This is a genomic window from Streptomyces sp. NPDC053432 (assembly GCF_055585365.1).
In genome coordinates, this window is record NZ_JBVJKF010000034.1 from 24,171 (window position 1) to 44,976 (window position 20,806).

Sequence of the window (20,806 nt, forward strand, 5' to 3'; positions counted from 1 at the left end):
TCCACGCGTCACAGCGTGGGCGGCCCCGTGTGCACCGAGGTGTCCGCGTGGCGGAGTTCGGCGAGGAGTTCGCTCTGCCCTGCCAGCAGCTCGGTGAGGATGCGCCGCGCGGCCCGCAGCAATTCCGCCACGTCACCGCCGGCCAGCGCGTAACTGACCGTGGATCCGTCGCGGATGGAGACCACGATGCCGGACCGGCGCAGTACCGCGAGCTGTTGGGAGAGGTTGGACGGTTCGATCTCGATCTCGTTCAGCAGTTCGCGCACCGGAACAGGGCCGTTCTGCAGCAGTTCCAGTACGCGGATCCGCACGGGATGTCCGAGCATGCGGAAGAACTCCGCCTTGGCCTGGTACAGCGGCACCTGCATGCGACAACACTCCCACCCGGGTTCGACCAATCCATGGTCCAGCGGCCGGTCCTGGCGGACCGGCGACGTCCAGCTCAAAGCCATCCTCCCGCTTCCCGGCCCCGGCCCACTCGCGGCTGATCACTTTCAGATGTGCCGAGTTGAAGATTCTTTCAACTCGTGGGCGTGCGAAGCCGGGATGCGGGACGAACGGTTAGAGCTCCAGCTCCGCCTCGATGCGCTTGAGCTGGTGCCGCGCCATGGCCAGGTTCGCCCTGGCCTTGTCCAGGACCAGGTACAGGAACAGGCCGTTGCCCCCTCGGCCCTTGATCAGCCGGATGAGGTGGTACTGGGCGCCGAGGGTGATGAGTACGTCCTCGATGTCCTCCTTGAGGCCCAGCATCTCCATCGTGCGGGTCTTCGCCCGGATCACGTCGGTGTTGCCGGCCGCGGCCACTTCCAGGTCGAGGTCCTTGCCCCCGCCCAGTGTTCCCAGTGCCATACCGCTCGTGTAGTCGACCAGCGCGACCCCCACGGTCCCCTCGATCGAGGTCATCGCCTCCTTCAGAGACGTCTCCACGCTCACCATCAGTACTCGCTCCCTCGACTCTCGACGGCCCCGGCGGAGTTCAGAAGCTCCCGCCAGGTGATGACCGCAGACGCTACCCACTGCGCGTCAGGAGGGCGGTGAAGAACGGGTAATCGGCGGAAAACGATCGTCCGCACCCTAGAATGCGCCGCCGCGCCTCATGAGGCCGTCGCCGTGCGGACCCGGTGCTCGCGCCAGAACGAGGTGAGGTCCGTGGTCGTCACCGCCTGCGCGGCGCGCTGGAAGGCCTCGGTCGTGGAGACCCCGTACCAGTGGTCGCGCACATAGCGCCGCAGCATGCCGGCCATCGCCGGGGAGCCCAGCACCCTCTCCAGGTCGTGCAGCACGCACGCGCCGTAGGCGTAGACGAAGCGGCTCCAGCCTGGGCCGTAGGCGTTCCAGTAGCCCATCGAGTTGGTGACGGCCTGGGTGTCGTTCTCCCAGTTGACGACCTCCGCGCAGTACGCGCCGGCGTCCCCCGCGAGCAGGTCGCCGGAGTACACGGCGAAGGCCTCGTCCAGCCACGGCGAGGCGTACTCGTCATTGCCGACGATCCCGTACCACCACTGGTGGGCCAGCTCGTGGACGACGGCGCCGCCCTGCTCGTCGGCCCAGACCAGGACCAGGCCGGGGAACTCCATGCTGCCGATGGGTGCGAAGCGGTCGCTGAGGACCACGTCGACCTCGCCGTAGGGGTAGCGGCCGAAGCGCTTCCCCAGGGCGTCGACGGCTCGGAGCGCCTCGGCGCGGGCGGTGCCCACCCACGCGTCCGGAGTGCCGTCCGTCCAGTACGCGCGCACGGTGACGCCGCCCGGAGACGTGGCCGCGCCGCCGCGGAACGGGCCGGCCGCCCACGCGAAGTCCCGTACCTGGCGCGCGGTGCTGGTGGTGACGCTGCGGCCGGGGGCGCCCGGCCGGGTGGTGGTGGTACCGGTCGCCGGGACCCTCAGCCCGGCCGGGTGGTCGAGGGTCACGCCGAAGTCGGAGGCCAGGGTGTAGTAGCTCTCGCCCCGGTCGACGTGGGGGTCCAGGTGCCAGCCCCGCGCGTCGCGGACGGCCAGCACCGGCAGCGCGTTGCCGAGGTAGCGGTGGGCGCCGTCCCGTCCGAAGCGGTGCAGCCGCTCCGGGACGGTGATCGAGACGTCGAAGCCGACGGTGGCCCGGCCGCCGGGCGGCAGCGGGGCGGGCAGCGCGATCCGTACCGCGGTGCATCCGACGGACGGGGCCTGCGGGGTGCCTCCGGTCACCCGGTCGATCCGGACCGGGGAGGGTTGCCGCGGGGTGCCGCAGCCGTCGGTGCCGTCGCCCCAGAGGCGGACGTGGACCTCGCGCAGCGGCTCGGCGGAACGGTTCCCGAAGGTGACCGTCTCGCGGCCGGTCCACCGGTCGCCGGTGGCGTCGGCGCGCAGGTCCGCGCGGTACGAGGGCCTCGACGGGGCGGCGCCCTCGTCGCCGGCCCCCGTCGTCGCGGCCCCCGCCGCCGCGGCCCCGGCCGCAGCGGAGGCCGGGGCGGCGAGCCCGGTCACCGCCAGGAGTGCCGCGAGCACCAGGCCCGCCAGTCCGCGCCCGCTCCGTTCCATGGTCCGCCCCCGAGGTCGTGGTGATGAGCATGCGCGCCGCAGACGCTACGGGACCCCCGCGGCCTTTCCCATACCCCTGTTCGAGCTCAACCCGACTGCCGGAGGGCCGACTTCATGGAGTACGGCGTGCGCAGCGGCCGGCCCCCGGGGGGCGGAACAGCCGCGGGCCCGGGCGCGTTGAGGGGGGTATGGCAACCCTTGGACTGATCGGCAGCGGAAACATCGGTGGCACCCTCGCGCGGCTGGCCGTGGACGCCGGGCTCGACGTGGTGCTGAGCAATTCCCGGGGACCGGAGTCGCTGAGCGGCCTGGTCTCCGAGCTCGGGCCGCGGGCCCGGGCGGCCACCCCCGCGGAGGCGGCGGCCGCGGGCGACTGGGTGGTGGTGACCATCCCGCTGGGGAAGTACCGGGACCTTCCGGCGGCCGCGCTCGCCGGCAAGGTCGTACTCGACACGATGAACTACTACCCGGAGCGCGACGGGGTCCTCCCGGCCCTGGAGGCGGAGGAGAGCACCACGAGCGAGCTGGTCCAGGAGCACCTGGCCGGGGCCCACGTGGTCAAGGTGTTCAACAACATCTTCTTCAAGCACCTGGCCGGCCTCGCCCGCCCGGCGGGGGCGGCCGACCGCTCGGGGCTGCTGCTCGCGGGCGATGACCCGGCGGCGAAGCAGTCCGCGGCCGCCCTCGTCGACCTGCTGGGCTTCGAGCCGGTGGACGCGGGAACCCTGGCCGACAGCTGGCGCTTCCAGCGGGACACCCCCGCCTACGCCCTCCCGTACATGACCGTCACCGACGGACCGGGCATCGACCCGGCCGACCCGGGGGCGGTCGCGGACGCGGACACCCTGCGCGCCGCCCTGACGAAGGCGGTCCGCCCGACGGGCGCCTGACCGGGGACTCCTGACCGGCGGCGCCTGACCGACGGGTGGCCGGGAACAGGAAGTAGGGTGCACGGAATGAACACTTCCTCCGCGCTCCCGCATTCGTTCCGGCTGCTCGTCACGGGTGGAGGGACGGGTGGCCACACCTACCCGGCCCTCACCGCGATCCGTACGCTGCAGGGCCGCCTCGCAGCCGCGGGCGGCACGCTCGACGTCCTGTGGATCGGGACCGCCGACGGCCTGGAGGCACGCGTCGCCCCGGCGGAGGGCATCGCCTTCAAGACGGTCGCCACGGGGAAGATCCGCCGTTCGGCGAACCCGCTCAAGATGCTGTCGGCGGCGAACGTGAAGGACATGGCGAAGGTGCCGCTCGGGGTGGCCCAGGCCCGGGCCATCGTCTCGGAGTTCCAGCCGGACGTCGTCCTCGCGACGGGCGGGTACGTGGCGGTGCCCGCCGGTCTGGCCGCGCGCCTGTGCCGGCGCCCGCTGGTCCTGCACGAGCAGACCGTCCGGCTGGGGCTGGCCAACCGCAAGCTGGCCGGTTCGGCCACGCGGATCGCGGTGTCCTCGGAGTCCTCGCTGCCGCTGCTGCCCGCCGAGGTCCGCGACCGTGCGGTCGTCACCGGCAACCCGGTCCGGCCCGAGGTCCTCACCGGCCACGCCGAGAAGGCCCTGCACGCGTTGGACCTCACCGGTTTCGACCGGCGTCTGCCCACGGTCTACGTGACCGGCGGGGCGCAGGGCGCCCAGCAGATCAACGGCGTGGTGCGCGACGTGCTGCCGTGGCTGCTGGCCCACGCGAACGTGATCCACCAGTGCGGCCCCGCGAACGTGGACGAGCTGCGCGCCGCCGCCTCGGCGCTCGACCCGGTCCTCGCCTCCCGGTACCACCTGACCGGGTTCGTCGGGGCGGAGCTGCCGGACGTCCTGGCACTGGCGGACGTCGTGGTGTCCCGCAGCGGCGCCGGCACCCTGGCCGAGCTGACCGCGCTGGGCAAGCCCGCTGTGTTCGTGCCGCTCGCCACGTCGGCCGGGAACGAGCAGGCGCACAACGCCCAGCACCTCGCGGACGCGGGAGCGGCGGTCGCGCTGCTCGGCGAGGTCACCCCGCAGAGCCTGCAGGGCGCGGTCGGCCCGCTGCTGACCGACCCGGCCCTGCGGACGGCGATGGCGGAGCGGGCCCGGGCGTACGGAAGGCCGGACGCCGCGGACCGGCTCGTCGACGTCCTGCTGTCGGCGGCGACCGGCTGAGGGCCGGACCCCGGCGAACCCCACCGGACCCGTGTTCCGGGCGGCATGACCGCCCGGAACACGGGTCCGTCGTTTCCGCCTCCGCCGGTCCGCTTCCGCCGGTCCGCTTCCGTCAGTCCGTCTGCGGCTGGGCGCGTCGGGCGTACGCGCGGGCGGCGCGGGCGCGGTCGCCACAGCGGGTGGAACACCAGTGGCGGCGGCCGTTGCGCAGCAGGTAGCGGTTGCAGGGGCTCGACCCGCAGGCGGTGAGGCGTTCGGCGTCGGGGCCGGTGAGGAGATCGGCCGCGTCGGCGGCGAGGGTCGCGAGGGCGCGGTCGAGGATCGCGTTGGTCGGGCACGGGGCCACGCGGTAGGGGCCGCTCTTCTCGTCCCAGTACAGCAGGGCGGCCGTGGGGGCCTTGCTCATCGCGTCGTTGACCGCGGAGAGCGCCGCGGGCAGGGCGGGCAGCCCGTCGGCACGGGCGGCGAACAGCGCCCTGAGGTGCTCGCGCATCGAGCGCAGCTGCGTCGCGCACATCTCCCGGATCCCGGCGTCGGCCGGCGCGAGGCCGTGTGCGGTCAGCCAGCGGTTCGCGCTCTCGGGCGTGCCGAGCGCATCCGTGAACTGCCCGCTGGGCAGCGCTACGGCGCTGTTGACGAAGTCGAGGGCGAGGTGGTCCTCCGCCCCCGGCGCGGGCGGTGGCACGGAGGCGGCTGCCGGGATCTCACTCATGGTTCTCATGGTACCCATTGCGTCCATCCGTGAGAGCCCCCTATGATCATCACGGATAGCCCACCACTCATCCGTGAGGTTCTGATGGTTGACACCAGCACGCCCGTCGAGCAGTTCCCCGTCCGCGTCCTCGGCGGCCCGACCGCTCTCTTCGAGTACGGCGGCCTGCGGTTCCTGACCGACCCCACCTTCGACGCGCCGCGCGAGTACCCCATGCCGAGCGGCCGGCGACTGACCAAGACGGCGCCCGCCTCCGCCGCACCGGCCGACCTCGGCCGCATAGACGTGGTCCTGCTCTCGCACGACGAACACCCCGACAACCTCGACGAGTCCGGCCGGGCACTGCTCGCCGGCGTCCCCCTGACCCTGACCACCCCCGGGGGCGGCCGGCGCCTCGGCGGGGGTGCCAGGGGGCTCGCCGACTGGGAGACGGTCGACCTGGACCGCCCCGGCGGCGGCACGGTCACGGTCACGGGCGTGCCCGCCCTGCACGGGCCCGGAACGCGCGACGAGGTCGAGCCGTTCACCGGGCAGGTCGTCGGGTTCGTCCTCACCGGGCAGGACCTGCCGACGGTCTACGTCAGCGGCGACAACGCCTCGCTCGGCCTGGTGAAGGAGATCGCCGACCGGTTCGGCCCGGTGGACACCGCCATCCTGTTCGCGGGGGCGCCGCGCTTCCCGCAGCTCTTCGGGGGCGGGCTGCTCGTCCTCGACAGCGCGCAGGCGGCGGAGGCCGCCGGGATCCTCGGTGCGCGCAGGGTGGTTCCCGTCCACTACGACAGCTGGGGGCACTTCACCGAGGGACGCGACGAACTGGTCGCCGCCTTCACCGCCTCCGGGCTGCTCGACCGGCTGGACCTGGGCGCCCGGGGCTGACCGTTCCGGCGGGGCCGGGCCGGGCCGCACCCAGCAGTCCGGACCGGCCCCGGTCCGCGCCGGACCGGCCCCGACCGGCCGCCGGCCGGAGGCAGGTGGCGCGCAAGCGGTCGTGGGCGGCAGGCCGGGATACTGGCCCTCATGACGCACCCGCCCGATCGACCGGCCACCCCCTTCTCCCGCCTCAAGGTCCGTACCGGAGCCCTCGTCTTCTGCGGCGACGAGGTCGCCCTCATCCGGCGCGACCGCGCGGACTCCACCCACTACTCCCCGCCCGGGGGCAACGTCGAGGACGGGGAGGACTTCCGGCACGCCCTGCGCCGCGAACTCGCCGAGGAACTCGGCCTCGACGTGGACCGGGCCGAGGGCGGTGACCTCCTGTGGGTCGTCGACCAGCGCGTCAGCCGCCCGGGTCCCACTCCTCCCCCGCGCAAGCTCCACCTGATCTACCGTCTGCACATCACCCCGGAGGTCCGTGCGCGCCTGGCCGTGCAGGAGTTGGACGAACTCCCCGACGGCGGCCACGAGGTGGGCGTCATCGAGTGGATCGACTACCGCAGGACCGCCGGACTGCCGGTCTTCCCGCCCATCGGTTCCGCCCTCGCCGCCCTGGACCACCCGCGCGCGACCGTCACGGATGCCGATTTGGGCGCCGTCACCGACGCCGACTGGACGTGGGTCTGATCCCGGCGGGCCCGCCCGCGCGGCCGTCCCGCCCCTCCGGGGCGTCCACCGCTCAAACTGATGATCGGATTTCGGCCGCGGGACGGGTATGATCCCCGACAGCAAGGCCGTAGCGCAGAGGTCGTCGCGCCCACGCATCGAGCTGGAGGACGTCGGTTCGAATCCGACCGGTCTTGCGTCTACTTGTGCAGTTCTCGTCTCAAGTCGTGTTGGACGCCGGGCACCGGCGAAGGAACCGGTGGAGTGGTGATGACACAGCCGACACCCGTACGTTGCCCTGCGATCGAGCACCCCGACATGCCGCCGGCCGACCCCGCCGGCCTCGGCCCGCTGCTCGCCCGGCTCGCCGCGGACCGGCCCGTCGAGACCGACGAGACCTTCCCGCTCGGGACCCTGCGCACCGACGGCCGCGCCGACCTCTGCAAGCAGGGACTCGGCCCGGAGGGAGCGGCCCGGCTGCTGCCGGCCGCGGCCGCCTCGGCCCATGCCACCCACCTGCTGCTCGGGACCAACGCCATCGGCGACGCGGGCGCCCGCACCCTGGCCGCGACCCTCACCGCCGGCCACGGGCTGCACACCCTCTACCTCGGCTGCAACCGCATAGGCCCCGACGGTGTGGACGCCCTCGCCGGCGCGCTCGCCGACGACACCACCGTCCGCGCCCTCTGGCTCAAGCGCAACCCGCTCCACGCGGACGGCGCCCGGACCCTGGCCGCTCTGCTGCGCCGCAACTCCGCCCTGCGCACCCTCGACCTGGTCAACACCGGGATCGGCGCCGACGGAGTACGCCTCCTGCTCGACGCCCTGCTGGACCGCGGGCAGCCCCTGGAACGGCTCTTCCTCGGCGGCAACGGCCTCGGCCCCGACGCGGCCCCGCTGCTCGCCGCCCTCATCCGGGAAGCCGGGGTGCGCGAACTGTACGTCCCTGCCAACCACCTCGGTGACCAGGGCGCCGCCGCCCTCGCCTCCGCCGCGGACGATGCCGGCCACCCGGTCCGCCTCGGGCTCGGCGGCAACGGCATAGGCGCCGCCGGAGCGCGCTCCCTCGCCGCGTCCCTCGACGGCATCGAAGCCCTCGACCTCGGCCGCACCATGTCCGAGCGCAGCCTCGGGGCCCCGGGCAACGACCCCGGCGACGAAGGGGCGTACGCCCTGGCCGCCGCCCTCCCGGGCAGCCCGCTGCGCCGTCTGGAGCTGCGCCACACCGGCCTCACCGGACGCGGCGCGAAGAGCCTGCTCGCCGCGGTGCCCGCCGACAGCCCCCTGGAGTACGTCGGCCTCGGCCCCGGCCTGCCCCGCCGGGTGAAGCGCTCCTTCACCGAACGGCTCCGCCCCGCCCGGGCCGCCCACCCCGACCTGCGTGCGATCGGCAGCGTGTACCGGTGAGCGACGACAACACCGGACAGCCCGTCGGCTCCGCGTGGGAGGACGGACCGGCATGGCAGCGGATCCGCCGCTACGCCGTGCCCCGCTGGATGATCGAGCAGGCCACCGCGCACCGCCTGGCCGGTGACTGGCGGGCCGCCTGCGCGGCCGCCGCCGTGGACGTCCGTTTCGAGCCGGCCGAGGTGGAGGCCCGCCACGGCTCCGCCGTCGCCGAGGCGCTCGCCGAGGACCTGCGCAACTTCGCCCCCGACCTGCTGCGCTGGCACCTGCCCCGGTACCTGGGCGGCCGCACCACCCTCGCCACCGACCTGCGCGTCGTGCTCGCCTCCTACGGCGGCCCGGACGGCCCGGCCCTGTCGGTCACCACGCCCCTCATGACCGAGGGCTCGCAGCGGCTCAGCCTGCACTGCGAGCCGCTGCTCGCCGCCGAGAAGCGCAACTCGTACACGGGCCAGGGCTTCGTCCGGGAGCACTGGGAAGCGGTCCGGCCGTTCTGGGACGCCCGGTTCGCGTCCGAGCTGGGCGCGCACTTCACGGTCCCCGAGGGGCTGCGCGAGCGGATCGCCCGCCTGCGCGCCGACGGGGAGACCCTCGCGGCCTACGCGGCCGCGGGCATCGAGTGCGACCTGACCGACCCCCCGGCCCCGCCGTACGGGCGCCCCACGGACGCGAAGACCGCCCTCGCGGGGATCCGGGTCGACCTCTCCCGGCTCGCGCCCGAGGTGACGCGGCTCGTGGCGGCCGGGGCGGGCGACCGGTACCGGATCCCGACCGGCTGGTACTCCCACGTCCTGCTGGAACACGCCGGCCCCGACCGGCTCCGGGCCCGCATCATCGGCCGGAACGAGGGGCTCGCCGTCCCGCCCATGCCCCGGTACGCCTACCAGCCGCTCCCCGACCTCGCACTGGTGCGCACCGGCCGGACGACCCCGCGCGAGCTGCACCCGCTGGTGGCCGCCGCGCTGTTCCCCGACGCCGGACCCGCCGAGGGCCCGCCCGGCCCCGACGCGGGCGCGCCGGTGCGGGTGCGCTGCCACGGCGGATGGCACGAGGTGCGCTCGCGCGACGGCGTGCTCGACGTGCCGCACACCCCGGAGGAGCAGCAACGCGAGCGCGCGATGCGGGCCTTCGGCGGCGCGGTCTCCGGGTGCTTCGCCGTGCAGCAGAGCTGGACCACGGGCGAGGGGCGGCTGCCCCGGGCCCTGCGGGCCCAGCGGGGCGAACTCTTCCTGCGCGTCCAGCACGGGGACACGCCCGGTGTGACGGCCCTGCTGGACGCGGGCGTGGACCCCCGGATCCGGGACGCCCGCGGCCGCGGCCTGCTGCACTGCCTCCACCTGCTCGACCACGAGGCGCTCCTGCCCCGGCTGCTGGCGGCCGGACTCGACCTGGAGGCCCGGGACAAGAACCAGCGGACGCCGCTGCTCTCCGCGGTGCACTGGGGCGGTTCCGCGGATCTGGTGCGGGCCCTGCTGGAGGCCGGCTCCCGGATCGACGTCACCGAAGAGATGGAACTCTCGCTGTCCCAGGAGATCCGCCGCTACAAGCGCAAGGACCTCGTCTTCCTGCAGGAGCGCGTCGACGAGGAGTTCCCCGACATCGGCGCGGACTGGTTCGACGAGCACATGGAGTACCGCGAGGAAGACGAAGAGGACGACGAGGACGAGGACGAGGACGAAGACGCATGAGTGCGAACCGGCCCCAGCCCTCACACGCCCTGGCCGCCGCCGACGCCCTGGGCGCCCGGCTCGCCGCCACCCGCACCGAGCCCGCCACCAACCCCCAACTGGAGGCACTGGCACTGGCCGTGACGGCCAATCAGCCCGTGCTGCTCTGGGGTGAGCCCGGTATCGGCAAGTCCGCCGGCATGGAGCAGCTCGCCACCGCGCTCGGCGTGCGGCTGGAGACCGTGATCGCCAGCGTCCACGAGCCCTCCGACTTCGCCGGGCTGCCCATCGTCGGCGAGGACCCCGCCACCACCGGTGTCCCCATGGCCCCTCCGGACTGGGCGGTGCGCCTCGCCCGTACCGGCCACGGGCTGCTGTTCTTCGACGAGTTGTCCTCCGCCCCGCCGGCCGTGCAGGCGGCCCTGCTGCGCGTGGTACTGGAGCGCCGGGTCGGCAGTCTCGAACTCCCGGCCGCGGTACGGATCGTCGCCGCGGCCAATCCGCCCGCCAGCGCCGCCGACGGCTGGCACCTCAGCCCGCCGCTCGCCAACCGCTTCGTCCACCTCGACTGGACGCACGACCCGCGCACGGTGGCCCGCGGCATGGCCGGCACCTGGCCCGAGGTGGCGATCCCCGCCGTGGATCCCGCCAAGGCCTCGGGTGCGGCCGCCCGGGCCCGTGGCGTCGTCTCCGGGTTCCTCACCGCCCGGCCGGGCCTGGTCCACCACATGCCGGCCGAGGCCGCGGGGCGTGGCCGCGGCTGGCCCTCCCCGCGCACCTGGGAGATGGCCCTGCGGCTGCTGGCCACGGGGTACGCGGCCGGGGTGGGCCGGGAGGCGCTGGCCGCCGCGCTCACCGGCGCCGTCGGTGAGGCCGCGGGGATCGAGCTGCTCTCGTACCTGGAGCACCTCGACCTGCCCGACCCGGACCGGGTGCTGGCCGACCCGGACGCCTTCGCCCTGCCCGAGCGCGGCGACCGGCAGCTGGCCTTCCTGATCGCCGTGGTCGCCGCCGTGCAGAGCGAGCTCACCCGGCCCCGCTGGGAGGCGGGCTGGGCGGTCCTGGCCAAGGCCGTGGACGCGGGCGTGCCCGACGTCGCCGCGCGGGCCGCCGCCGACCTCGCCGCGATGCGCGACCTCGACTGGCCGGTGCCCGCCGGGATCGACGCCTTCGTGGAACTGCTCCAGCTGTCCGGCTCCTTGCCGGGCGGCGGCTGAACCCGGGGCCCGCCGTGCGCCCGCAGCTGGACCGCGCGAAGCTGCTGGCGGCCCGTTACAAGGCCGCCGAGTCCCGTCCGTACCTGGCTTCGGCCCTGTACGCGCTGACGGTGGTGCCGTCGGAGGGGCTGAGCACCATGGGCGTCGACCGGCACTGGCGGTGCTACGTCTCGCCCGCCTTCGTGGAGGCGACGCCGGTGGTCGAGCTGGCCGGGGTGTGGATCCACGAGGTGGCGCACCTGCTGCGCGACCACCACGGCCGAGCCGAGCGGCTGCCCGCCGCCGACCAGCGCGACCGGGTCCGGGTCAACATCGCGCAGGACTGCGAGATCAACGACGACCTGCTCGCCGACGGGCTGGCGCTGCCCGAGGGCCGCGTGGAGCCCAGGCACTACGGCCTGCCCACGGGCGGCATGTTCGAGAGCTACCTGCCGGCGATCCCCCCGACCCCGCACGGCCCGGACTGCGGTTCCGGCGCGCACGGCGTGCCGGGCCCCTGGGAGCTGGGCGAGGACGGCGGCCCCGCCCGGGTCGGCTCCGTGGAGGCCGAGGCGCTGCGCCGGCAGACCGCCCAGGCCGTACGGGCCCACCAGCGCGCCCGGGGCCGGGTCCCCGAGGGCTGGACCCGGTGGGCGGAGGAACTGCTGGAGCCCACCGTGGACTGGCGCGAGGTCCTGTCCGGGGCGGTCCGCGAGGCCGCCGCCTGGGCGGCGGGCGCCGTGGACTACACGTACCGGCGCCCCTCGCGGCGTACTCCCGCGCTCGGCGGCCGGGTGGTCCTCCCCAGCCTGCGCAGACCGCTGCCCCGGGTGGCGGTCGTCATCGACACCTCGGGCTCGATGGGCCCCGACGACCTCGCGGCCGCGCTCGCCGAAGTCACCGGCGTCCTGCGGGAGGTGGGCGTGGGCGGCAACCGGGTCGCGGTCCTCGCCTGCGACGCGGACGTGCACGCCGTGACCCGGGTCCGCAGCGCCGAAGAGGTGACCCTGGCCGGCGGCGGGGGCACGGACATGCGGGTCGGCGTCGACGCGGCGCTGGCCCTGCCGGACCGGCCGAACGTCGTGATCGTGCTGACCGACGGCTACACGCCGTGGCCGGAGGAGACGCTGTCCTGCCGGCTGATCGCCGCGCTGGTCGGGGAGGATCCGCCCGCGCCACCGCCGTGGGTGGAGGCGGTACGCGTCGCCCTGCCGACCCACTGACCCCGCGGGCCGGCCGGCCCGCGGATCCGCGGGCGCGGCCGCGGCCGTAAATCGGTTGACCCGGCCGCGGGTCGGCGCTGCATGGTGGCCGGGACACCGCGCGGGGTGGTGTCCGCATGCATCCATGGAAGGCGCCGCAGCAAAAATGGAGATCCGCAACACGACCGATCAGGACCTCGACGTCTTCGTCGACACCATGCACGCCGCGTTCGGCTTCCACCCGGAAACCCCGGTCGACGGTGGCGGACTCTGGTGGTCGGCGCTGGAGATGGACCGCGGCCTGCTCGCTGTGGCGGCCGACGGGAAGCCGGTCGGCACCGCCGCCGCGTACTCCTTCGAGCTCACCCTGCCCGGCGAGCACCTCGTACCGGTCTCCGGGGTGACCGGCGTCGGCGTCCTGCCCTCGCACCGACGCCGGGGCGTGCTGAGCGCGCTGATGCGGCATCAGCTCGCCGAGCTGCGCGCCCGCGGGGAGTTCCTCTCCGTGCTGCTGGCCTCCGAGGCCCTGATCTACCGCAGGTTCGGCTACGGTCCGGCCACGTACACGGCGGGGCTGACGGTGCCGCGCCACCGGGCGGCCCTCGCGGTTCCCCGGGCACGCGGCGCCGCCGACGACCGGGCCGCCGGGAGTGGGGCGTCCGGGTCGGTCGAGGTGCTGCGGAGCACCGACTGCGCCGGGATCCTCGAGGAGGTCTACGACCGGTACCGCCGCGCGCAGCCCGGGGCGCTGTCCCGCCCGCACCGCTGGTGGTCCCTGCGTGCGGGACAGCCCCCGGTCTCCCCGACGCCGCGGTACGTGGCCGTCCACCGGGACGCCGAGGGGGTCCCGGACGGGTACGCCAGTTACACGATCGAGCCGGGGGCCTCCAGGACCATGAAGGTCGACGAGACCATAGCCGTCGACGACGCCGTCCACACGGCCCTGGCCCGGTTCCTGCTGGAGCACGACCTCGTCAACCAGGTGTCCTTCAAGCACGTCCCGACCGACCATCCGCTGCGCTGGCAGTTCGAGGACTTCCGGGGCGGCGAGGTGACGGGGGTCGGCGACTGGCTGTGGGTGCGGCTGCTGGACGTCCCGGGGGCGCTGACCGCGCGCGGCTGGTTCGCGGACGGCGAGATCGTCCTCGACGTCGAGGACCGGTTCCTCGCCGAGCACGGCCGCTACCTGCTGACCGTCCGGGACGGCAAGGCCGACTGCGTCACGACGGACCGGGAGCCCGATCTGTCCCTGGACGTGAGCGACCTGGCCTCAGTCTACCTCGGCGGCACCGCCCCGAGCACCCTCGTGCGCGCCGGCCACGTACGGGCCCACGGCCCGGGCGCGGCGGCCCTGGCGGACACGCTGTTCCGGACGGAGCGCTCCCCGCACTGCCTGCACTGGTTCTGACCGGACGGTGGGCGGCCTTCGGGCTCAGTGGAAGTCGAAGGCGGCGACGACGGGCCCGTGGTCGGATCCGGCACCGGCCGGAGCGTTGACGGCCTCGGTGGCGACCACCGCCCATCGCCCGGCTGGGCCAAGGGAAGGCGGCCGGCTGCCGCAAATGGCTCAGTGCGGGGGCGCCGGGCGGGCCGGGAGGCGGGTGGGGTGGCTAACGTCGCCCGCAGGCAGAAGGGTCCGCGAAGCGTGTGGAGGCACCATGTCCCGTCGGGGCCGCTGGCTGGTGCGCGCCTGCACGAGTACGGTCGCGGCCGGTCTGCTCATGACCGGGTGCTCCGCGACACGGCCGCGGGAGGGGTCCGGCGGCAGTCCCGGCACCGAGGTCGCGGTGGGCGCGTACCTGCACTACGGCTCGCCGGGTGTCGAGCGGATGCAGGAGTTCTCACGCTGGCTCGGCGGTACGCAACTGCGTGCCGGGCACACGTACCTGCCCGGCGACACCTGGGAGAACATCGAGGGGGCGCCCGACTCCCTGCGCACCTGGGCGCAGTGGCGCAGGGCGCGGGCCGATCGGCTGTTCGTCCTGAACGTGCCGATGCTGGAGCGCAACGAGGCCGGTGTCCCCGACGACCGGGTGGCCGGGCTGATCCGTTCCGGCGCGCGGGGTGAGTACGACCACCACTTCCGGCGGCTGGGCGAGCGTCTGGTGGCGCTCGGGGTGCCGGACACGGTGGTCGTGCTCGGCTGGGAGATGAACGGCTTCAACTACACCCACCGGTGCCGGCCCGACCCCGACAACTGGAAGCGGTACTGGCGGCGGATCGTGGGTGCCATGCGCTCGGTGCGGGGGCAGCGGTTCCGTTTCGACTTCGCCCCCAATCGCGGCGGTGACGCGATCGCGTGGCCGCGGTGCTACCCGGGCGACGACGTGGTCGACGTCATCGGCATGGACAGCTACGACCAGCCGCCGGGCGAGGACTTCGACGACCAGGTCCGCCAGCCGTACGGGCTGCAGGCCCAGGTCGACTTCGCGAAGGCGCACCGCAAGCGGATCTCGTACCCCGAGTGGGGGCTGTTCCGCAACGGCGACAACGCCGAGTACGTGCGGCGCATGCTGGCGTGGATCGCCGAGCACGGGCCGCTGTACCACAGCATCACCGACTACTGCCCGCACGGCGTGTGGCAGTGCGCCGAGAACCCCGACTCCGCTCGGGTCTACCGCGAGTTGCTGTCCCCGCGGCGCTGATCCGGCCGGGTCACGCACTAGGCCTTCAGGTCGCTCCTGATCATGGCGGTGGCGGACGCCAGCCGGCTGATGCCCGTCTGCACCTCGCGGATGCCCTCGGAGGCCCGGGGCGAGTCTTTCCTGCCGGCTCCCTCGACGCACTCGCCGCCCCCGTGCTCGAAGGCGGTCAGGGCCTCGGTCCAGAAGCCCCGGGCCTTGTCGCTCGGTGGGGTGCCCTGCTTCTTGGCCTTCGCCACCTCGGCCAGCAGCTCCTGGCAGGCGGTGCCCCAGGTGTCCATCGGGCGCACGCTGACCTCGTTGACCCGGCCCGCGGTGTCGGCGAGTGCCTTGATCCTCTTGTCGCCGCCCGAGGACCACCAGTCCTCCAGCTCCTCGGCCGGGCTCGAACCGCACCCCGTGAGCAGCGCTCCGGTGGCGACGGCGACGACGGCGGCGATGAGCAGTCTGGCGCGCACCCGCATGGGACCCCCCTTGTCCGGTGGTGCCGATACTGCCAGGCACGGGCGGGCCGGGGAGGGCCGACGCCCGAACTGAGTTTCAGGACACAGCATTTGCGGCTCGCGACCGGAGATCAACAGGCAGTAGGCTCGACCCGCAACACGACGCGAGGCGAACGGGAGCTCGAGTGGCGCGGGTTGCGATCATAGGTGGCGGTATCAGCGGGCTGGCGACGGCCCTCATGCTCGGCCGGCGGGGCCACCCGGTCACGTTGTTCGAACAGGACGCGCGGCAGGCCGGGGACCACCTGGACGAGGACTTCTACGACTGGAAGCGGCCCTGGGTCCCACAAGCCGTCCAGCCCCACTCCTTCCTCGCACCCGTACGCACGGTGCTGCGCACCGAAACCCCCGACGTCTACGAGGACCTGCTGGCGCGCGGGGCCCGGGAGTACCACGACTTCGACTGGTTCGGCGAACACCCGCCGCACCGGGCCGGCGACGAGGACCTGGTGACCCTGCGCACCCGCAGGATCGTGCTGGAGGCCGCCCTGACGGCGGCCGTACGGCGCGAACCCGCCGTCGACGTGCGGCGGGGCTGCCGGGTGCACGGCCTCACCTTCGAGGAGGGCCGCCCTGCCCGGGTCACCGGAGTGCGGGCGGGTGCGCGGAGCCACCCGGCGGACCTCGTCGTCGACGCGTCCGGCCGCCGGACGCCGGTGCCCGCCTGGCTGGCCGGGGCCGGCTGCCGGCCGCCCGTGGTCGACAGCCACCGTGCCGGGATCGCGTACCTGTGCCGCTGGTACCGGCTGCGCGCCGACGGCCCGCGGGACCCGGGCCGGGTGAGGACCGGCTCCGCGTCGCCGTTCGCGCTCGCGGGCGTCTTCCCCTCCGACAACGACACCTTCGCGCTGCACCTCGTCCTCTCCACGGGTGATCCGACCCGCGGCGCGCTCACCGATCCCTCGGTGTTCGAGGCCGCCGCCCGCCGCTTCCCGGCGACCGCGGCCTGGCTCGGCCTGGCTCCCGAACCGCGGTCCGGGGTCCTGGCGATGGCCGGCCTGGACAATCGCTGGACCTCCCTCACCGACGCCGACGGCCCCGTCGTCACCGGCCTGGTCAACACCGGGGACAGCCTCGTCCACACCAATCCCACCCTCGGCCACGGCGTGGCCCTCGGCCTGCGCGCCGCCCAGTACCTCGCCGCCCATGCCGACGGGACAGCCCAGGATCCGACCGGCTACCACGCCTGGACGGCGCAGGCCCTCCGGCCGTGGTACGAGGCACAGGTGACGGCCGACCGCGCCAACGAGCGTCGCCTCGCGGAGAGTTCACCCGTTTCCGACCGGCGGGCCGCCGCCCTGGCCGTGTGCGCCTTCGAGGATCCCGTCGTCATGCGGGCCCGGGCCCAGGTCCGCCACCTGCTGCGGCCCGCCGCCGACGCCTACGGCGCGGACGAGGTGGACGGACGCGTCACGGCCTGGCTGGCGGCCCGCCCGGACTTCACGCCGGAGCACGACGGCCCGACCCGCGATCAGTGGGACGCGCTCATCCCGGGCTGAAGCCGACCCGTTCGGCCGGCGCCGCGTCACCGCGTGGCGGCCGGGAAGGGCGTGGGCGTACGGGGACACGTGCCTCGCGCGTACGGGGCGGCGGGTCAAGGGCTGGCGGTCAGGGGCGGCGGGTCAGCGAGGGGGGAGCTCCGGCCGACTGCGCTCCCTCCGACTCCAGGGTCAGGCGGTCCGGTTCGGTCAGGCTCAGCACGTAGAGGTTGCCCCGGGGGCAGTCGAAGGTGGCCCCGCGGTCGGTCGGGTGGCTGGTCACCGCCGCGAAGACCGCCCTGTCGGCCCCGATCTGACGCAGCTCCAGGGCTTCCGTGCACCCCAGGTTCCGCCCGGTGGAGACCTCCTTTACGTCGCTGACCTGCCGGCCCACGACCTCGCCCACCGCCCCGGCGTGCAGGGTGACGGTGACGGCGAACTCGCCCGTCCTCGCCCGGGAGACCCCGTCCGCCTCCGGCGTCCCGGGCCCGGTGCCGGACCAGGTACCGACCCACGCCTGCGGCAGCCCCGCCGCCGAGGACGCCTGCGCGGACGACGTCGGTACGGGCGAGCGGGTGGACGGCGTCGCCCCGCCTCCGTCGCCGCCCCCCGCGTACCGGGCCGCGAGCGCGACGACCACGGCGAGGACCGCAGCACCGGCGGCCGCGCCGATCACCCGGGACCGGCGGGACGCCGGGCCGTCGACGGCCCCGGGAGCGGCGGGCGCGGTGGACGGGGTCACGGGCGCGCCGGGGGCGGGGAGGGGAGCCGACTGCGGCGGGGGCGGCAGCGGGAGCGGGGCCGGGGAGAGCGGCGGGGCGCCGGTCCCGGCGGCGGCTTGGACGGACGGCTGCGACGCGGCCAGGAGTTGCCGCAGTTCGGCCTCCCTGCGGCCGACGTCCGCAATGAGCTCCCGCGGCATCACGCCGGTCCAGTCCTCCCCGTCGGCCGCTTCGCCGAGCCGCGCCCGCACCTCCTCGGCGGTCGGACGCCGTGCCGGGTCCTTCTCCAGGCACTGCCGCACCAGCGGCAGCAACTGTTCCGGGACGCCGTCGAGGACGGGCTCGTCGTGCACGATCCGGTACAGGAGGGCGGGCAGGTCCACCTCCTCGCCGTGCGCCAGGAACGGACTGCGGCCGGTGGCCGCGTGGACGAGGACGGCGGCCAGGGAGAAGACGTCCGCCGGCGCCGATGCCACGGCGCCCGTCGCCTGCTCGGGCGCGAGGTAGCCGGGCGTGCCGATGACCGTGCCCGTCCGCGTGTGGCGCGGGTCGCGCACGGCGCGGGCGATGCCGAAGTCGATGAGGAAGGGCCGCTCCCGACCGAGCAGTACGTTGGCCGGCTTGATGTCGCGGTGGACGACGCCGGTGGCCCGTACGGTGACCAGCGCGGCCGCCAGCTCCCGGGCCAGCCGCTCCACGGCAGGCGCGGCGAGGGGCCCGTGCCGCTGCACCCAGTCCCCCAGCGTCGGCGCGGCCACGTACTCCGTCGCCAGCCACTGGGGCAACTCGCCCGGCGGGCTGAAATCCACCACCGAGACCGTCCACGCGCTGCGCACGCGGTCATTGGTGGTGATCTCGCGGGCGAACCGGTCGGCGAAGTCCGGCTCCAGGCTCAGCTCCCGGTGCACGGTCTTGAGGGCCAGCGGCCGCCCGGATGCCGTCCGGGCCAGGAACACCTCGCCCATCCCTCCCGAGCCGAGGCGCGCCAGCAGGCGGTACCCCCCGATCTCCGGCCGGTCACCGGGCCGCAAAAGCTCCACCGACTCCCCCGTCCCCCGTCGCGCGCGGGCCGCGCGCTGCACGGTCCGTCCCGTGGTCACCCTAAGGGACGAGCCCTCCCACGGGCGGGCCCGCGGGCTTCGTTCCGCCCCGCCCGCCGGGCCGCCGCCGCCTGCGGGTGCGCGGTCCCCACGGATGGGGGAAGCTGGGAGGGCCGCGACAACGACGGCGGGGAGGCAGGTTTCCGTGAACGCATCCGCAGCCGACCGTCCCGTGCGCAGATCCCGGCGCCGGGTGCGGACGGCCACCCTGCTGTGCTCCGCGGCGGCTCTGGCCGCCTCCGGGATCCCGGCCTCGGCGCACTCCGCCGCAGCGGCCCGGCCGCTGGACCCGGCGGCCCCCGTCGTGGTCGTCGACTGTTCCTCCCAGCCGCAGATCCGCCCCACGGAGTACCTCCTGGCCTGCGGTGACGGGAACAACCGCCTCGTGGGGCTCCGCTGGGACAGCTGGGGGGCGAAGACGGCGACCGCCACCGGCGTCGACATGGTGAACGACTGCCGCCCCTACTGCGCGGCCGGCCGGTTCCGCTCGTACCCGGTGTCGGTGACCCTGAGCAATCCGCAGGTGTGGCCCGAGAACCCGGGCCTCCAGCGCTACTCCACGATCCGGCTCCTGTACACGGACACCTCACCCGCCCCCGTGTCCAAGGACGTGACGTACAAGCTCGTGTACTGACGGCGCGTCCGGCGCCGGGTCACGCGTCCCAGGTGACGGGGAGGCTCTTCACCCCGTAGATGTCCGCGGTCTCCGGACGCAGGGAGACGTCCTCTGCCGGTACGGCGAGGCGCAGCGTGGGGAAGCGGCTCAGCAGCGCGGAGAGCGCGACGCGCATCTCGATGCGGGCCAGCTGCGCGCCCAGGCACAGGTGGAGCCCGTGGCCGAACGCCAGGTGCCCGCCGTCCTCCCTGCGCAGGTCGAGCGCGTGGGGCTCGGTGAACCGTTCGGGGTCACGGTTGGCGGTGTTGTACGAGAGGACGACGGTCGTGCCGGCCTCGATGGTCTGGCCGCCCACCTCGACGTCCTCCAGCGCGGTCCGCATGAACGACTTGGCGACGCTCAGGTATCGCAGCAGTTCCTCGACGGCCGGATCGATGAGCGCGGGATCGGCGCGCAGCGCGGCCAGTTGCTCCGGGTTCTGCAGCAGCGCGAAGACGCCGAGGGACAGCATGTTGGCGGTGGTGTCGAAGCCGGCCGCCAGGAGGATGACCGCGATCCCCTGCAGCTCCTCGTCGGTCAGGTCGCCCTCGGTGAGTTCGCTGAGCACGTCGTCGGTGGGGTTGGCGCGCTTGGCGGCCACGAGCCGTGCGAGGTACTCCTGGGTGGCGGTGTAGGCCGCCAGCAGGTCCTCGTCGTTCGTCTCCCCGCTCATGAACATGTCGATCTGTTCCTGGAAGGAGTCGCGGTCCTCGTACGGCACCCCCAGCAGCTCGCAGATGACGATGGTGGGGATGGGCTTGGCGAAGGCGGCCACCAGGTCCACTGTGGGCCCGGCCTGCGCCATGGCGTCCAGGCAGTCGGCGGTGATCTGCTCGATGCGCTCGGTGAGCAGGCGCATCCGCCGCGCGGTGAACTTGCCGACCAGCGGCTTGCGGTAGCGCCCGTGCTGCGGTTCGTCCATGAGGAGGAACTCGCCGGGCGGCGCGGGCGGAATCTCGAAGTCGACCACGTTCAGGAGCTCTTTGCGCGAGCTGAACCGCGGGTCGGCCAGGACCGACCTGACCAGGTCGTATCCGGTGATCAGCCAGCCCGGCCTGCCGCCGGGATGGATGTGGCGGCTGATGGGTCCGTGCCGACGGGCGTCGAGCAGCTCTGCCGGCGGGTCGAACGGACAGCCGGGCTGACGCTCCGTCGGCATCGCCGGGACGGTGTGGACGGATTCGCTCATGACCATTCCTCATCTCGCGACATCAGGCGTTTGACTCCTGCCGAAAGCTACGTTGCATTCAGAAGGGGGGCAATTAGCCTGGAGGCATTTATGCAGGTCAGAGCGGCATAATCAGTGCAATGGGTTGAGCTTGAATGCAATGGACC

The 20,806-nt window shown here is 74.2% G+C and carries 19 protein-coding genes and 1 pseudogene; 13 read left to right on the forward strand and 7 right to left on the reverse strand.

Going from position 1 to position 20,806, the window contains the following annotated elements:
* Window positions 1-8: 8 nt before the first annotated feature.
* The 3 genes from ACZ6Y1_RS35265 to ACZ6Y1_RS35275 all read right to left on the reverse strand — a co-directional run bounded on the left by ACZ6Y1_RS35265 (window position 9) and on the right by ACZ6Y1_RS35275 (window position 2,516).
* Window positions 9-368, reverse strand: a complete 360-nt coding sequence (locus tag ACZ6Y1_RS35265) for an ArsR/SmtB family transcription factor (protein WP_319731486.1) — start codon at window positions 366-368, stop codon at window positions 9-11.
* A 193-nt stretch (window positions 369-561) separates the two neighbouring features.
* Complete coding sequence (locus ACZ6Y1_RS35270) at window positions 562-936, reverse strand: roadblock/LC7 domain-containing protein (RefSeq protein WP_469639806.1); 375 nt, start codon at window positions 934-936, stop codon at window positions 562-564.
* Window positions 937-1,094: 158 nt separating this feature from the next.
* Window positions 1,095-2,516, reverse strand: a complete 1,422-nt coding sequence (locus ACZ6Y1_RS35275; RefSeq protein ID WP_469639809.1) for a M1 family metallopeptidase — start codon at window positions 2,514-2,516, stop codon at window positions 1,095-1,097.
* Between the two features lie 188 nt (window positions 2,517-2,704).
* Between ACZ6Y1_RS35275 and ACZ6Y1_RS35280 the strand changes: the two genes are divergently transcribed.
* Complete coding sequence (locus tag ACZ6Y1_RS35280; protein ID WP_469639811.1) at window positions 2,705-3,406, forward strand: NADPH-dependent F420 reductase; 702 nt, start codon at window positions 2,705-2,707, stop codon at window positions 3,404-3,406.
* Between the two features lie 66 nt (window positions 3,407-3,472).
* On the forward strand, window positions 3,473-4,648 hold the full coding sequence (locus ACZ6Y1_RS35285; RefSeq protein ID WP_469639813.1) for a UDP-N-acetylglucosamine--N-acetylmuramyl-(pentapeptide) pyrophosphoryl-undecaprenol N-acetylglucosamine transferase: 1,176 nt from the start codon (window positions 3,473-3,475) through the stop codon (window positions 4,646-4,648).
* 112 nt (window positions 4,649-4,760) lie between these two features.
* On the opposite strand, the gene ACZ6Y1_RS35290 is transcribed toward ACZ6Y1_RS35285, so the two are convergent.
* Window positions 4,761-5,360 (reverse strand): CGNR zinc finger domain-containing protein, encoded by a 600-nt coding sequence (locus ACZ6Y1_RS35290; RefSeq protein WP_469639816.1) that lies wholly within the window; start codon window positions 5,358-5,360, stop codon window positions 4,761-4,763.
* A gap of 84 nt (window positions 5,361-5,444) precedes the next feature.
* On the opposite strand from ACZ6Y1_RS35290, the gene ACZ6Y1_RS35295 reads away from it, so the two are divergent.
* The 9 genes and pseudogenes from ACZ6Y1_RS35295 (at window position 5,445) to ACZ6Y1_RS35335 (ending at window position 15,016) form a co-directional block, all read left to right on the forward strand.
* The gene (locus ACZ6Y1_RS35295) at window positions 5,445-6,236 is read left to right on the forward strand and encodes an MBL fold metallo-hydrolase (RefSeq protein ID WP_469639818.1); all 792 of its coding nucleotides are present in this window, start codon (window positions 5,445-5,447) and stop codon (window positions 6,234-6,236) included.
* A gap of 141 nt (window positions 6,237-6,377) precedes the next feature.
* Window positions 6,378-6,920, forward strand: a complete 543-nt coding sequence (locus ACZ6Y1_RS35300; protein ID WP_469639820.1) for an NUDIX domain-containing protein — start codon at window positions 6,378-6,380, stop codon at window positions 6,918-6,920.
* Window positions 6,921-7,023: 103 nt separating this feature from the next.
* Window positions 7,024-7,096: pseudogene (locus ACZ6Y1_RS35305) on the forward strand.
* Between the two features lie 73 nt (window positions 7,097-7,169).
* Entirely contained in the window at window positions 7,170-8,306 is a 1,137-nt protein-coding gene (locus ACZ6Y1_RS35310; protein ID WP_469639822.1) for a leucine-rich repeat domain-containing protein, read from the forward strand.
* Window positions 8,303-9,994: an ankyrin repeat domain-containing protein gene (locus tag ACZ6Y1_RS35315; RefSeq protein ID WP_469639823.1), complete on the forward strand. Its 1,692-nt coding sequence runs from the start codon at window positions 8,303-8,305 to the stop codon at window positions 9,992-9,994. Before ACZ6Y1_RS35310 ends, ACZ6Y1_RS35315 begins: the two co-directional genes overlap by 4 nt.
* On the forward strand, window positions 9,991-11,190 hold the full coding sequence (locus ACZ6Y1_RS35320; protein ID WP_469639825.1) for an AAA family ATPase: 1,200 nt from the start codon (window positions 9,991-9,993) through the stop codon (window positions 11,188-11,190). Before ACZ6Y1_RS35315 ends, ACZ6Y1_RS35320 begins: the two co-directional genes overlap by 4 nt.
* A 14-nt stretch (window positions 11,191-11,204) precedes the next feature.
* Window positions 11,205-12,392: a vWA domain-containing protein gene (locus tag ACZ6Y1_RS35325; RefSeq protein ID WP_469639827.1), complete on the forward strand. Its 1,188-nt coding sequence runs from the start codon at window positions 11,205-11,207 to the stop codon at window positions 12,390-12,392.
* Between the two features lie 145 nt (window positions 12,393-12,537).
* A complete protein-coding gene (locus tag ACZ6Y1_RS35330) occupies window positions 12,538-13,779 on the forward strand; it encodes a GNAT family N-acetyltransferase (RefSeq protein WP_469639829.1) in 1,242 nt (413 codons plus the stop codon).
* A gap of 313 nt (window positions 13,780-14,092) precedes the next feature.
* Complete coding sequence (locus ACZ6Y1_RS35335; protein ID WP_469639877.1) at window positions 14,093-15,016, forward strand: glycoside hydrolase family 26 protein; 924 nt, start codon at window positions 14,093-14,095, stop codon at window positions 15,014-15,016.
* 17 nt (window positions 15,017-15,033) lie between these two features.
* Here the strand turns inward: ACZ6Y1_RS35335 and ACZ6Y1_RS35340 are convergent, their stop codons facing one another.
* Complete coding sequence (locus tag ACZ6Y1_RS35340) at window positions 15,034-15,477, reverse strand: hypothetical protein (protein ID WP_469639831.1); 444 nt, start codon at window positions 15,475-15,477, stop codon at window positions 15,034-15,036.
* A gap of 164 nt (window positions 15,478-15,641) precedes the next feature.
* Between ACZ6Y1_RS35340 and ACZ6Y1_RS35345 the strand changes: the two genes are divergently transcribed.
* Complete coding sequence (locus ACZ6Y1_RS35345; protein WP_469639834.1) at window positions 15,642-17,015, forward strand: FAD-dependent oxidoreductase; 1,374 nt, start codon at window positions 15,642-15,644, stop codon at window positions 17,013-17,015.
* Between the two features lie 109 nt (window positions 17,016-17,124).
* Here ACZ6Y1_RS35345 and ACZ6Y1_RS35350 read toward each other — a convergent pair whose 3' ends face one another.
* Window positions 17,125-18,756: a serine/threonine-protein kinase gene (locus ACZ6Y1_RS35350; RefSeq protein ID WP_469639836.1), complete on the reverse strand. Its 1,632-nt coding sequence runs from the start codon at window positions 18,754-18,756 to the stop codon at window positions 17,125-17,127.
* Between the two features lie 205 nt (window positions 18,757-18,961).
* Between ACZ6Y1_RS35350 and ACZ6Y1_RS35355 the strand changes: the two genes are divergently transcribed.
* Window positions 18,962-19,450: a hypothetical protein gene (locus ACZ6Y1_RS35355; RefSeq protein ID WP_469639838.1), complete on the forward strand. Its 489-nt coding sequence runs from the start codon at window positions 18,962-18,964 to the stop codon at window positions 19,448-19,450.
* Between the two features lie 19 nt (window positions 19,451-19,469).
* Here ACZ6Y1_RS35355 and ACZ6Y1_RS35360 read toward each other — a convergent pair whose 3' ends face one another.
* Window positions 19,470-20,660, reverse strand: coding sequence for a cytochrome P450 (locus tag ACZ6Y1_RS35360; RefSeq protein WP_469639841.1), 1,191 nt, complete (start codon window positions 20,658-20,660; stop codon window positions 19,470-19,472).
* Window positions 20,661-20,806: the final 146 nt, after the last annotated feature.

Bases quoted from the DNA above. Each gene is read 5' to 3' on its own strand.
- ACZ6Y1_RS35290 (WP_469639816.1), bottom strand. From the start codon at position 5,360: ATGAGTGAGATCCCGGCAGCCGCCTCCGTGCCACCGCCCGCGCCGGGG.
- ACZ6Y1_RS35340 (WP_469639831.1), bottom strand. From the start codon at position 15,477: ATGCGGGTGCGCGCCAGACTGCTCATCGCCGCCGTCGTCGCCGTCGCC.
- ACZ6Y1_RS35310 (WP_469639822.1), top strand. From the start codon at position 7,170: ATGACACAGCCGACACCCGTACGTTGCCCTGCGATCGAGCACCCCGAC.
- ACZ6Y1_RS35275 (WP_469639809.1), bottom strand. From the start codon at position 2,516: ATGGAACGGAGCGGGCGCGGACTGGCGGGCCTGGTGCTCGCGGCACTC.
- ACZ6Y1_RS35285 (WP_469639813.1), top strand. From the start codon at position 3,473: ATGAACACTTCCTCCGCGCTCCCGCATTCGTTCCGGCTGCTCGTCACG.
- ACZ6Y1_RS35330 (WP_469639829.1), top strand. From the start codon at position 12,538: ATGGAGATCCGCAACACGACCGATCAGGACCTCGACGTCTTCGTCGAC.
- ACZ6Y1_RS35320 (WP_469639825.1), top strand. From the start codon at position 9,991: ATGAGTGCGAACCGGCCCCAGCCCTCACACGCCCTGGCCGCCGCCGAC.
- ACZ6Y1_RS35265 (WP_319731486.1), bottom strand. From the start codon at position 368: ATGCAGGTGCCGCTGTACCAGGCCAAGGCGGAGTTCTTCCGCATGCTC.
- ACZ6Y1_RS35360 (WP_469639841.1), bottom strand. From the start codon at position 20,660: ATGAGCGAATCCGTCCACACCGTCCCGGCGATGCCGACGGAGCGTCAG.
- ACZ6Y1_RS35295 (WP_469639818.1), top strand. From the start codon at position 5,445: ATGGTTGACACCAGCACGCCCGTCGAGCAGTTCCCCGTCCGCGTCCTC.
- ACZ6Y1_RS35335 (WP_469639877.1), top strand. From the start codon at position 14,093: ATGACCGGGTGCTCCGCGACACGGCCGCGGGAGGGGTCCGGCGGCAGT.
- ACZ6Y1_RS35280 (WP_469639811.1), top strand. From the start codon at position 2,705: ATGGCAACCCTTGGACTGATCGGCAGCGGAAACATCGGTGGCACCCTC.
- ACZ6Y1_RS35300 (WP_469639820.1), top strand. From the start codon at position 6,378: ATGACGCACCCGCCCGATCGACCGGCCACCCCCTTCTCCCGCCTCAAG.
- ACZ6Y1_RS35270 (WP_469639806.1), bottom strand. From the start codon at position 936: ATGGTGAGCGTGGAGACGTCTCTGAAGGAGGCGATGACCTCGATCGAG.